Raw genomic sequence first — 13,681 nt, 5'->3', positions numbered from 1 at the left:
TCGACCGGCGACGGCGCACACCCGTCCGCCGGCGGGCACGACGGCGCGCCCGGCCCCACGATCGGGGCCGGGCGCGCCGTTCAAGCAGCTCAGTCGCCCAGCTGCTCGGTGATGGTCCGGGCGAGCTGCGGGACGTGCTCCCGCATCACCGAGAAGTGGTCTCCGGTCATCCGGTGAACCCGCACCTCGGCGGCCAGCTCCCGCCAGCGCGCCAGGTATTCGGAGAAGCTCTGCCCGGCGTCGACGACCTCGTGCTCGCCCTGGGCGAGTTCGTCGCTCACGATCAGGTGCAGCCGTCCGGCGTAGCGCCGGTGCCGGTACGACATCATCATCTCCATCACCTCCGCCCACATCCGCGCCGCGGGGAGCCACATGTCTCCGGCGCCGCGCTCGGGCAGGGTGATGCCGTCGTCCCCGACGAAGTCGTCGACCAGGTGCTCGAGCAGCCCGATGGTTTCCAGCCGCAGCCGCGCGGTGTCCTCCTCCGGCGCCGCGCCGGCGAGCGCCTCCAGGTTGGCGACACACTTCTTGATCAGCCCGAACTCGTCCCAGAGATGCTGCTTCTCGGTGGCGTCCAGCGCCGGGTCCAGCAGGATGAAGGTGACGTCCTCGCCGTCGGCGGCGAGGAGGTGCGCGACCTCGCTGGCCACCCCGCTCCCGCCGCACCAGCTGAAGATCCGGTACGGGCCCTGTGGCACGGCCTCGCGCAGCTCGGCGACGTACCGGGCCGCCATCTCCGCCGTGGCTGGCACCTGTCCGGAGCCGTCCGGCAGGCCGGGCCACTCGAACGCGACCACCGGGAGATCCGGGTCGAGGTGCACGACCAGGCGCTGGTACCAGTGGGCGCTGCCGCCGCCGGGATGGATGCAGACCAGCGGTGCGCGCTCGCCGGTGCGGTTGAGCCAGAGCAGCGCCTTGGTCGGCAGTTCCCCGCTGTCGATCGACTCGGCGAGCGCCTCGACGGTGCGGTGGGTGAGGAAGGACCGGACGGGCACCTCGATGCCGTGGCGTTGGCGCAGCATCGCGATGATCCGCAGGATCAGCAGCGAGTGCCCGCCGAGGTCGAAGAAGTCGTCGTACCGGCTCACCCTGGGCAGCCCGAACACCTCGGCCCAGATGTCCGCCACGGCCCGTTCCGCCGGGGTGCGGGGCGCGCTGAACTCCCGGGTCCGGCTCGCCGCCGCCGGCAGCGGCAACGCGGCCCGGTCGACCTTGCCGCTGGCGTTCAGGGGGAGCTGGTCCAGCCGTACCCACGCGGTCGGCACCAGGAAGTCGGGGACCCGCCGGCGCATCAGGTCGCCGAGCCGGGCCGGGTCGGCCGGCCCGCCGGCGTCCAGGACGACGTACCCGACGAGTTGCTTGACCCCGTCCGAGCCCCGGTACGCCGCGGCCGCGGCGGTCCGGACCGGCGGCAGCTCGGCGAGCGCGGCCTCCACCTCGCCCAGTTCGACGCGGTGCCCGCGGATCTTCACCTGGTGGTCCTGCCGGCCGATGTAGTGCAGGGTGCCGTCGGGGTCCTGCCGGACGATGTCGCCCGTGCGGTACAGCCGCGCGCCGGGTTCCGCGCCGGACGGGTCCGGCACGAAGCGTTCCGCGGTCAGGTCGGGCCGTCCCTGGTAGCCGCGGACCACGCCGGGCCCGCCGAGCAGCAGTTCCCCCGGTACGCCGAACGGAACCGGGTTGAGATCGCCGTCCACGACCTGGACCCGGGTGTGCGAGACCGGGGTGCCGATCGGGATGGAGTTCTCGGTCTCCAGGCGGGAGACCCGGGGGTGCGCGGTACCGAAGACGGTGCCCTCGGTCGGGCCGTACCCGTTGCCGACCGGCACACCGTGTTCGAGCGCCGTGCGGACGTGCGGCGGGGAGAGTGCCTCGCCGCCGACCAGCAGATGCCGGACCGTGGCCAGCGCCTCGGGCCGGACGTCCACGATGGTGTTGAACAGGCCGGAGGTCAGCCACAGCACGGTGACCCCGTGCCGGCGCAGCAGCTCCTCCAGCTCGGCGGCGGTGGGGGTGCCCGGCGGGCACACGGCCAGCCGGGCGCCGGTGCAGAGCGCACCCCAGATCTCGAACGTGGAGACGTCGAAGGCGAGCGCGCTGAGCAGGAAGAGCGTCTGTTCCTCGCCGAGGGTCGTGTAGTTCGGGTCGTGCACCAGCCGGACCACCCCGCGGTGCGGCACCAGCACGCCCTTCGGGCGGCCGGTCGAGCCGGAGGTGTAGGTGACGTACGCCAGGTTGTCCGCCGACAGCCGCACCTCGGGGGTGTCGGTCGGCCGGTCGGCCAGCGACCGCCAGGCCGGGTCCAGCACGATGGTGGTGAGTGCCGCGTCCGCCGCGAAGCGGTGCGCGTGGTCCGGCTGGGTCAGCATCACCCGGGCCCCGGCGTCGTCCACGATGTACCCGATCCGGGAGTCCGGATACGCCGGGTCCAGCGGCAGGTAGCAGCCGCCGGCCTTCAGGACGCCGAGCAGGGCGGTGACCACGTCGAGTCCCCGGTCCAGGCACACCGCGACCGGCGTGTCGGGGCCCACCCCGTATTCGCGCAGCGCCCAGGCCAGCTGGTTGGCCCGGGCGTCCAGCTCGCGGTACGTCAGCCGCCCCGCACCGAACTCCACCGCCACCGCGTCGGGCCGGGCCGCGACCCGGGCGGCGAACAGGTCGGTGACGCACAGCTCAGGCGGCGTACGCCAGGTCGCCGCCGGTACGCTGAGCCGCTCCGCCGAGGTGGCGTGCAGGTCGACGGGGTTCGCGCCGCCGTCGGCGACCATCGCCGCCAGCAGTTCGAGGTAGGTCGCGCCGAGCGCGTCGAGGCGTTCCCGGGTGGCCCAGCCGGCCCGGCACTCCAGCCGTACCTCGCCGGGGAAGGTCAGCACGTTGAGGGTGAACTCGTTCGGGCTGTCGTCGACGATCGTGCCGAACGCCTCCTGCTGGTCGTCGAGGACGTGGAAGTCGAGGTAGGAGAAGATCACGTCGATCAGCGGCGCGCCGTCGCCCCACTCGCGCTGGATCGCGGGCAGCGGATACCGCCGGTGCGGCCAGAGCGCCAGCTCCTCGTCGAACACGGCCCGCAGCAGGTCCCGCCAGGACGGCGCCCGCAGGTCCACCGCGAACGGCAGCGTGTTGAGGTGCATGCCGAGCACCTCGTCGCCGCGCAGCAGCTCGGGGCGGCCGTTGCAGACCAGCCCGCTGAAGAACCGGCGCTGGCCGGTGATGATCCCGAGCATGGCGAGGTGGGCGGTGTGCAGCACCGTCTTGAGCGAGGTGCGGGTGCGCGCGACGAGGTCGCGCAGGGCCGGCTCCAGGTGCCGCCAGGACACCCGCAGCTCCTCGACCTTTCCGTAGCCGGCCGGGGCGGTGTCCGCCGGCAGCGCCAGCCGGTCGAAACCGCGCACCCGGTCCCGCCAGAACTCCTGGTCGGCCGCGGCGGCGAGGGAGCGGCGCTCCAGCGCGACGAAGTCGGCGTACCGGGCCTCGGGCGCGCTGCCGGGTCCGCCGGTCCCGCCGTCGCGGATCGCCCGGTACGTCGCGCGCAGCTGGCCGATCAGCGAGTGGTGGCTCCAGCCGTCGAGGATGGCGTGGCACTCGGTGTGCGTCAGCACCCACTCCCGCTCGCCGGTGCGGTGCACGTGCCAGCGCAGCTGCGGGGCGTGGGCCACGTCCAGCGGGCTGGTCCGCATGGTGTGCCGGTATTCGGCGATCACCGCCTGCTGCTCGGCATCGGGCAGTCCGCGCAGGTCGTCGTAGCCGATCTCGGCGCGGGCGTCGGCGTGCACGAGCTGCATCGGCTCCGAGAAGCCGGACATGTCGAACGTGGTCCGCAGGATCTCGTGCCGGTCGACCAGCAGCTGCCCGGCGGCGCGGAGCGCGGCCAACGAGAACGGACCGTCGTCGGTGATCGGGAAACTGGTGACGTTCTGGTAGGCCGGGTGCTCGGTGCCGGCGAGCATCTCGTAGACCATGCCGGCCTGCACCTGGCCCATCGGGTAGGCGTCGACCAGCCCGTCCGGCAGGCGGTCCCGGTCGGCGGGGATGAGCTGCGTGAACCGGCCGACGTGGGTCTCCTCCGTCGCGGCGTCGGCCCGGCCGGCCACGGTCGCCAGCTCCGCCGGGGTCTGATGGGTGAAGATGTCCTGGACCGACAGGTTCACCCCGGCGGCACGCAGCCGGCCGATCGCGCGGATCGCCCGGATCGAGTCGCCGCCGAGGTCGAAGAAGCGGTCGTGCGCGCCGATCCGGTCGACGCCCAGGGCGGCGGTGAGCGCGTCGGCCACCTGCCGCTCCAGCTCGGTGCGGGGGGCGACGTACTCGCCGGCCAGCGCGGCGCGGGTCCGGTCGGGTTTCGGCAGCGCGGCGCGGTCGAGTTTGCCGCTGGTGGTGAGCGGCAGCGCGGCCAGCGGCACCCAGTGGCTGGGGATCATCGCCTCAGGCAGCCGATCACGCAGGTACGACGCCGCGGCGGTCCCGTCGACCTCGGCGCCGGCGACGAGATAACCGACCAGTTGCCCGTCGTGCACGGCGACCGCGGCGGCGGCCAGGCCGGGCAGCTCGCCCAGCACCGCCTCGACCTCGCCGAGTTCGATCCGGTGGCCGCGGATCTTCACCTGGCGGTCGAGCCGGCCGAGATACTCGATGCTGCCGTCCGGCCGGTGCCGGGCGAGGTCGCCGGTGCGGTACAGCCGCTGGCCCGGGCAGCGGCCGAACGGGTCGGGGACGAACCGGTCGGCGGTCAGCTCGGGCCGGTTGAGGTAGCCCCGGGCCAGTTGCACCCCGCCGAGCAGCAGCTCGCCGGGGACTCCGATCGGGACCGGCCGCAGGGTGTCGTCGACGATGTAGGCGCGGGTGTTGGCGATCGGCCGGCCGATCGTCACCGGCGCGCCGGGTACGCAGCGCGCCGCGGTGACATCGACCGCCGCCTCGGTGGGGCCGTACAGGTTGTGCAGCTCGCAGCCGATCCGCTCGTACACGGCGTCGACCAGGTCGGCGGTGAGCGCCTCACCGCTGCAGATCATCCGGCGCAGCGACGGCAGCGGGGGCTGCGGCTCGGCGAGGAACGCCCGCAGCATGGTCGGTACGAAATGGACGGTGGTGACCCGTTCGGTGGTGATCAGCTCGGCCAGGTATCCCGGGTCGCGGTGGCCACCGGGGCGGGCCAGCACCAGGGCGGCACCGGTGATCAGGGGCCAGAAGAACTCCCACACCGACACGTCGAAGCCGTACGGGGTCTTCTGCAGCACCCGGTCGGTCGGATCCAGCCGGTACGCGTCCTGCATCCAGCGCAGCCGGTTGACGATCGCCCGGTGCCCGACCACGACCCCCTTCGGCCGGCCGGTCGACCCCGAGGTATAGATCACGTAGGCGGGGTGGTCCGGGTTCAGGGCGGAGCCGGGGTTGTCGGCCGGCCCGCCGTCGGCGGGGAACCGTTCGGTGTCGTCGAGCACCATCGTGGCCCCGGCGTCCGCGCACATGTACGCCAGCCGGTCGGCCGGGTTGTCCGGATCGAGCGGCAGGTACGCGCCGCCCGCCTTGAGGACGGCCAGCAGCGCCACCACCAGCTCGGGGCCGCGCTCCCGGCGGACGCCGACGACCGACTCGGGTCCCACCCCGGCCTCGATGAGCCGGTGCGCGAGCCGGTTGGCTCGGGTGTTCAACTCGGCGAAGGTAACGATGTCGTCGCCGGAGACGACCGCGACCGCGTCCGGGGTCCGCGCCGCCTGCCGTTCGAACAGCGCCGGCAGGGTGTCGTCCGCCGGATAGTCGACGGCCGTGTCGTTCCACTCCTCCAGCACCCGCCGCCGCTCGGCCGCCGGGAGCACGGACAACCGGCTGACCGGTGTCTGTGGGGCGTCGGCGAGGCCGCCGGCCAGCTCGACGAACTGGGCGGCGAACCGCTCGGCGGTCTCCCGGTCGAACAGCGCGGTGGCGTAGTTCACCGCACCGGCCAGCGACCCGTCGGGCCGGTCGGCGACGGCGACCGTCAGGTCGAACTTGGCGTCGCTCTCCCCGACCGGCAGCGGCTCGGCGCGCAGCCCACCGAAGCGCTGTTGCCGCGTGGCGCCGGCGCCGTCCCAGAGGAACATGGTGGAGAACAGCGGGGTCCGGGCCGGGTCACGCTCCGGGGCCAGCTCCTCCACCAGCCGCTCGAACGGCAGCTCCTGGTAGGCGTACGCGTCCAGCGCGGTCTCCTTGACCCGCCGCAGCACCTCCGCGTACGACGGGTCGCCGGAGAGGTCGGTACGCAGCACCAGGGTGTTGAGGAACAGCCCGATCAGATCCTGCGTCTCGGCCCGGTCCCGGCCGGCCACCGGGGTGCCGACCGTCACGTCGGTCCGCCCGGCGTACCGGCCGAGCAGGATCGTGTACGCGGCGAGCAGCGCCATGAACGGCGTCGCCCCGGCCTGGCGGGCGAACCGGGTCAGCCGGCCGGCGACGGACGCGGGCACCACGAACGGGACCTTCCCGCCCGCACTGTCCCGAACCGGTGGTCGGGGCCGGTCGGCCGGCAGTTCCAGCGGGGCCGCCCCGGCCACTTTGCCGCGCCAGTAGCCGAGCTGCCGGTCCAGGGTGGCGCCCGACATCGCCGTACGCTGCCAGGCGGCGAAGTCCGCGTACTGCACCGGCAGCGGGGGCAGGGCCGCCGCCTCGCCGGCCAGCGCGGCCGCGTACCGGCGGTCCAGCTCGCGCCAGAGCACCTCCTCCGACCACTCGTCGAACGCGATGTGGTGCAGGGTCACCAGCAGCGCGTACTCCTCGTCGCCGAGCCGGGCCAGCGTGGCGGCCAGGACCGGCCCGCCGGCCAGGTCGACGGGGCGGCGGTCGTGGCTGGTCCAGCCGGCGAGCCGGCCGTCCTGCGCCGTCCGGTCGAGGTCACGCAGGTCCACCTCGGTCAGCGCGACCGGGGCGGGGTCGTCGACCACCTGGACCGGTTCGTCGTCGACCACGACGTAGCGGGTACGCAGCACCTCGTGCCGGGCCACCAGCCCGTCCAGCGCGGCACGCAGCGCGCCGGTGTCGAGGGGGCCGGACAACCGCAGCCCGGTGGTCATCAGGTACTCGGTGCCGCCGCGCAGCTGGTCGAGAATCCACAGCCGGCGCTGCGCGAAGGACACCGCCAGCGGGCCGGGGCGCGGGACGCGCCGGATGCGGTTGTCGGGTGCGACCGTCACGTCGCCGCGCAGCCGCCGCCGGAGCAGCTCCGCGCGAAGGTCGGTCCGGGCGAGGGCTTCAGTCATGACACACCTTCTCGTGAGAGCAGCTCGCGCAGCTGCGCGTCGGTCATCCCGTCGATCTCCGCCGCGATGTGCTCGGTGGTCACCGCGGCCAGATCCGCCACGGTCGTCGCCTCGAACAGGCAACGCAGCGGCAGCTCGGTCGCGAAGGCCCCGCGCAGCCGGGCCAGGACCCGGGTGGCCAGCAGCGAATGGCCGCCGAGTCCGAAGAAGTCGTCGTGCACCCCGATCCGGTCGACGTCGAGCACGTCGGCCCAGATCCCGGCGATGATCTCCTCCGTGCGGTCGCGGGGTGCGACGTACTCCCGGGCGCCGTTGAGCTGGGACGGGGTGAGGTCGGGCAGCGCGGCACGGTCGACCTTCTTGTTGGAGTTCAGCGGCAGGGCCGGCACGGTCGTCCAGGCCGACGGGATCATGTACTCCGGCAGCAGCTCCCGCAGGTGCGCGCGGAGCTCGGCGATGTCGGGCCGGGCGTCGTCGGCGCACTCCAGGTAGGCGACGAGCCGCTTGTCCCCCGGAGCCACCTCCCTGGCCACCACGGCCGCCGCGGCGACGGCGGGGTGCCGGGCCAGCGCGGCCTCGATCTCCGGCAGCTCGATCCGGAAGCCACGGATCTTCACCTGGTGGTCGAGCCGGCCGAGGAACTCGACGGTGCCGTCGGGCCGGTAGCGGACGAGGTCGCCGGTGCGGTAGAGCCGCGCTCCCGGTTCGGGCCCGAACGGGTCGGGGACGAACCGTTCGGCGGTCGTCTCGGGCCGCTCGTGGTAGCCGCGGGCCAGCCGTACGCCACCGATGCACAGTTCGCCCGGCACCCCGACCGGGAGCGGACGCAGCTGGGCGTCCAGCACGTGCACCCGGGTGCCGGCGACCGGTCGACCGATGTGCAGTGTCGCCGTACCGCGTTCGCCGGCGAGGTCGCCCGCCACCGGGTTGAGCATGCAGGTGATGGTGGCCTCGGTCGGTCCGTAGTTGCACAGGAACCGGCCGGGCAGCCCGGTCGCCGCCCACCGCTGGGCGTCCGCGACGGTGACCACGTCGGCGCCGACGTTCATCAGCCGCATCCCGGCGAGCTTGTCCACGTCGGACTCGAGCATCTCCCGGTAGTAGGCCGGGGTGATCTCCATGATGGTGACGCCGTACCGGGACAGCTTGGCCGGCAGCTCGGCGGGCAGCCAGAAGACCGGGTCGCTGACCACGAGCGTGGCGCCGGCGACCAGGGTCACCGCGATCTGGTCCATCGCCAGGTCGAAGGTGAGCGCGGAGAGCAGCACCACCCGCTCCCCCGGGCCGATGCCGTACGCGTCGGCGATCACCCGGCAGTGGTGCGCGTACGACCGGTGCTGGATCATGACACCCTTGGGCCGGCCGGTCGAGCCCGAGGTGTAGATGATGTAGGCGAGATTGCCCGGCCGTGCCACGGTCCCGAGGTTCGTCGACGGCATCCCGACGACGCAGTCCTCGTCGTCGGCCAGCAGCACCCGGCGGCCCGGCTGCCGGACCCGGTCGGCGAAGCCGCGGGTGGTCACCACCGTGTGCGCCCCGGCGTCGGCCAGCATGTAGTCGAGCCGTTCCGCCGGGTGCGCCGGGTCGAACGGCACGTACACGCCGCCGGCCTTCAGCACGGCCAGCAGCACGACGACCGGTTCGACGCCCCGTTCGAGGCACGAGCCGACGACGGTCTCCGGGCCGACGCCGACCGATCGGAGCCGGTGCGCCAGCCGGTTGGCGCGCGCGTTGAGCTCGGCGAAGCTGATCCCCTGGTCCTGGAAGACCACGGCGGTCGCGTCGGGTGTCCGGGCCACCGCCCGCTCGAACAGCTCCGGCACGCACAGGTGCCGCTCGGCGGGCGGGTCGAGCACGTCCAGCCGGTCCGCCGCCGGGTTCGGCCACTCGTGCAGGATGGTGTGCCGCTCGGCGGCGGAGAGCACGTCGAACTCGTCCAGCCGGCGGTCCGGGTCCGCGCCGAGGCGCTCCAGCAGCCGCAGGTAGTGGCCGGCCAGACGCTCGATCGTCGACCGGTCGAACAGCGCCGTCGCGTACTCGAACCGGCAGCGCAGCCCGCCCTCGGCCGGCTTGCGGATCGACAGCGTCAGGTCGAACCTCGCCACCTCCGGGCCGCTGCGGATCGGCACCGCGGCGCAGCCGGCGATGGTCGGGGGCAGCAGCCCGGCGGTGTGCTGCACCTGGAACATGATCTGGAACAGCGGATTGCGGGACATGTCCCGGCTGGGTTGCAGGGCGTCGACCAGGTGCTCGAACGGCACGTCCTGGTTGGCGTACGCCTCGACCGCGCCGCGCCGGACCCGCTCGACCAGGTCGGTGAAGGTCGGGTTCCCACCCAGGTCGGCGCGCATGACGAGGTTGTTGACGAAGAAGCCGACGAGGTGCTCGGTCTCCGGCCGGCTCCGCCCGGCGACCGGGGTGCCGACCGCGACGTCGGTGCGCCCGGTGTACCGGCCGAGCAGCACGTCGAACGCGGCCAGCAGCACCATGAACGGGGTCGCGCCGGTGCGGGCGCCGAGCCGGTCCAGTGCCGCCGCGACCGCCTCCGGCACCTCGACGTCCAGGGTGTCGCCACGCGGGTCCCGCTCGGCCGGGCGGGGCCGGTCGGCGGTCAGCTCGACCGGGGAGAGGCCGGCGAGCCGGCCGCGCCAGTAGTCGAGCTGCTCGGCGAAGACGCCCTCGGACTCCCGGTCCCGTTGCCAGGCGGCGAAGTCGGCGTACTGGACCGGCAGCGGGCCGGCCGACCGGTTGGCGTCGTACGCCTCGTTCAGCTCACGCAGGAAGATCCCCATCGACCAGGCGTCGAAGGCGATGTGGTGCAGGGTGATCGTGACCAGGTGTGCCTCGGCCGCGGTGCGCACCACGGTCACCCGCAACGGGTGCTCGCGGGCGAGGTCGAACGGGCGGGAGTTGGCCGCGTCGATGATCGTGGTGGCCTGCGTCTCGGCGTCCGGGGCACCCGCCAGGTCGACCACGTCGAACACGATGTCGCCGGGCGGGTCCACCACCTGCAACGGGGTGCCGCCGTCGCCGACGTAACGGGTGCGCAGCACCTCGTGCCGGGCCACGACCCGGGCCACCGCGCGGCGCAGCGCCCCGGTGTCCAGCGGACCGGTGAACCGGAACGCCAGCGGGATCAGGTACTCGGAACTTCCGGGCTCGAGCTGGTCGAGGAACCACAGCCGCCGCTGGCCGAACGAGGTGGGCAGCGCGCCGTCACGGGCCACGGGGACGATCTCCGGCCCGTCGCCCGGCGTCGTGCCGGCGTCGATCCGGGCGGCGATCCTCGCCACCGTCCGGCCCTCGAAGAGTTCGCCGACGGTCAGCTCCACGTCGAAGCCGCGACGCAGCCGGTGGGCGAGCCGGATGGCGAGCAGCGAGTGCCCGCCGAGGGCGAAGAAGTCGTCGTCGGCGCCGACCCGGTCCGCCCCGACCAGCTCGGCCATGATCGTGGCGACCGCCCGCTCGGTCGGCGTACGCGGCGGGACGTGGCCCGGCGCGTCGGCGCGTACGCCGCTGCCCGGGGCCGGCAGCTTCGACCGGTCGAGCTTGCCGTTGGGCAGCGTCGGGAAGGCGTCGAGCGCGATCACGGCCGAGGGGATCATCGCGGCCGGCAACCGGGCGTCGAGATGCTCCCGCAGCGTCTCGGCGGACACCTCCGCCCCGTCGGCCGGCACCACGTGGGCCACCAGCTCCAGGTCCCCGGCCGCACCCCGGTGGGTGGTGACCACGGCGGCGGCGACCGACGGGTGGGCGGCCAGCACGGCCTCGACCTCGCCCGGCTCGACCCGGACCCCGCGCAGCTTGACCTGCGCGTCGAGCCGGCCGACGAACTCCAGCGTCCCGTCGGCGCACCACCGGGCCAGGTCGCCGGTGCGGTACCAGCGCGCGCCCGGGGCGGCGGCGAACGGGTGCGGGGTGAACCGCTCGGCGGTGAGGTCGCCACGGCCGAGATAGCCCCGGGCGAGACCCGCGCCGGCGACGCACAGCTCACCCCGCACCCCGACGGGTGCGAGCTGGTCGTCGGCGTCGACGACGAACACCTCGACGTCGGGCAGCGGGGCGCCGATCGGGACGATGCCCGCCGGCCCGCCACGCCGGTACCGCCACGCCGTCGAGTCGATCGAACACTCGGTCGGGCCGTAGGTGTTGTACAGCTCCACGTCGAGCGTGTCGAGCAGGCGCTCGGCCAGGGCGGCCGGCAGCGGCTCCCCGGCCGAGCAGACCAGTCGCAGCGCGCCGCAGTCGGCCAGCTCCGGCTCGTTGACGACCAATTGGAGGACAGAGGGCACGAGCTGCAGGACGGTGACCTGGTGCTCGGCGACGGCGCGGACCAGCACGGCCGGATCGCGGTGCGCGTCCCGGGGCGCCATGACCACGGCACCGCCGCAGACCAGCGGCGCCAGGAACTCCCAGACCGAGGCGTCGAAGCCGATCGTCGTCTTCTGCAACACCCGGTCCGTGCGGGTCAGCCCCTGCTCCTCGACCGCCCACCGCACCCGGTTGCGGATCCCGCCGTGGGGCACCACGACGCCCTTCGGACGGCCGGTGGATCCGGAGGTGTACATGACGTACGCCGCCTGCGTCGCGTCGATCGCGACCGGTGCCAGCGGCGCGCAGTGCCCGATCTCGTCCCACCGCTCGTCGACCGCCACCACGGCGGGGCCGCCCGCGGGCAGCCGGTCGCGGGACGACGCCTCGGTGAGCACCAGCTCGACCCCGGAGTCGGCGAGCATGTACTCCAGCCGCTCGGCCGGCAGGTCCGGCGGCAGCGGGACATACACTCCGCCGGCGGCGAGCGTCCCGAGCAGGGCCACGACCAGGTCGGGGCCGCGCTCCATGGCCACCCCGACCGGGGTCTCGGCGGTGACACCGCGGGCGCGCAGGAAGCCGGCGAGCCGGTCCACCCTGGACAGCAGCTCGGCGTAGCTCAGCCGGGAGCCGCCCGAGACGACGGCGACGGCGTCCGGGGTGGCGGTGGCCCGCGCCCGGATCAGGTCCGGCAGGGCGGCGTCCGGCACCTCGACGGCCCGCGGATTCCAGCCCAGCAGCCGGGTCCGCTCCGCCTCGGTGACCGTCACCACCCGGCTGAGCGGGACGTCCGGCCGGGCCGCCACGTTCGTCAGCAGCTCCAGATAGTTCGCGACCATCCGCTCGATCCGCTCCCGGTCGAACAGCGCGGTCGGATACAACATCCGGGCGTTCCACCAGCCGCCCGGCTTCTCCGCCAGGTTCAACGACAGGTCGAACGTGGCGTCCATCGCGTACAGCGGCAGCGGCTCGACGTCGAGTCCGGGCAGGTCGAGCGTCTCCCCCTGGGCGTTGTGCACCATGAACGCGGCCTGGAACAGCGGATTCCGGGACATGTCGCGGTCCGGCACCAGCTCGGCGACCAGCCGCTGCAGCGGGACGTCCTGGCGGCCGAACGCGTCCAGCGTCACGTCGCGGGTACGGGCCAGCAGCTCGGCGAAGGTGGGATCGCCGGCGAGGTCGGTACGCAGCACCACGGTGTTGAACAGCGGCCCCACCACCTGCGCCAGCTCGGCCCGGTGGCGGCCGGTCATCGACGCCCCGACGTTGATGTCGTGCCGGCCCGAGTAGCGGCTGAGCAGGAGGTTGAACGCGGCCAGGAACACCATGAACGGCGTTGCCCGCGACGCCCGCCCGACGGCCACGAGCCGGGCCGCCAGCTCGGCGGGTACGGCGATGTCCACGGTGTCGCCGGTCGGGTCCCAGCTGGCCGGACGCGGACGGTCCGTCGGCAGGTCGAGCGGCTCCAGCCCGGCAAGCCGGTCACGCCAGTGATCGAGTTTGCGGGTCAGCGCCGGGTCGGGCGTCTCCCAGCGTTCCCGCTGCCGCCGGGCGTAGTCGGCGTACTGGCCGGGCCGCGGCTCCGCCGGCGCCGCCTCGCCCGCGGCGTACGCGCCGTAGAGCAGGCGCAGGTCCCGGGACACGATGCCCAGCGACGTGTTGTCGAAGGCGATGTGGTGCACGACGATCAGCAGGATCGCGTCGTCCGGGGCGAGCAGCAGCAGCGAGAGCCGCCAGGGCGCCGTACCGAGGTCGACGGGGCTGCTGGCCTCGGCCACGCCGAGCTCGCGTACCCGGCGGTCCCGCTCCGCCGCCGGGTACCCGGTCAGGTCGACGACCCTGAGGTCGACCGGGGTCGGTGCCCCGACGACCTGGGTCGGCCGGCCGTCGACCGTCCCGTACCGGGTACGCAGCACCGAATGCCGGGCGGAGACCTCCGTCAGCGCGGCGGCCAGCGCGGCCCGGTCCAGCGGGCCGCGCAGCCGGAACGCCGCGTGCATGAGGTATTCCCGGGCCCCGGAGCGAAGCTGGTCGAGAAACCACAACTGTTCCTGCTCGAAGGAGAGCGGGTAGTGGCCGCTGACTTCCATCGATTGCCTCCCGGGCATGACGGGGATCGGGGTCGAGGCGGTGCCGCCCGA

2 protein-coding genes are annotated in these 13,681 nt (G+C 73.9%); both read right to left on the bottom strand.

The window, feature by feature from the left end; all coding sequences use genetic code 11:
- Positions 1–89: 89 nt before the first annotated feature.
- On the bottom strand, positions 90–7,229 hold the full coding sequence (locus ACIRG9_RS28010) for an amino acid adenylation domain-containing protein (protein ID WP_402862205.1): 7,140 nt from the start codon (positions 7,227–7,229) through the stop codon (positions 90–92).
- Positions 7,226–13,630, bottom strand: coding sequence for an amino acid adenylation domain-containing protein (locus tag ACIRG9_RS28005; protein WP_402862202.1), 6,405 nt, complete (start codon positions 13,628–13,630; stop codon positions 7,226–7,228). Before ACIRG9_RS28005 ends, ACIRG9_RS28010 begins: the two co-directional genes overlap by 4 nt.
- Between the last annotated feature and the right edge of the window lie 51 nt (positions 13,631–13,681).

It is taken from the genome of Micromonospora sp. NPDC093277 (genome assembly GCF_044765245.1).
Taxonomy (GTDB): Bacteria; Actinomycetota; Actinomycetes; order Mycobacteriales; family Micromonosporaceae; genus Micromonospora.
This window is presented reverse-complemented; position numbering and strand designations above follow the sequence as displayed.

What these genes read in the sequence shown, in the direction of transcription:
- ACIRG9_RS28005 (WP_402862202.1), bottom strand. Translation starts at nt 13,630, where the DNA reads ATGGAAGTCAGCGGCCACTACCCGCTCTCCTTCGAGCAGGAACAGTTG.
- ACIRG9_RS28010 (WP_402862205.1), bottom strand. Translation starts at nt 7,229, where the DNA reads ATGACTGAAGCCCTCGCCCGGACCGACCTTCGCGCGGAGCTGCTCCGG.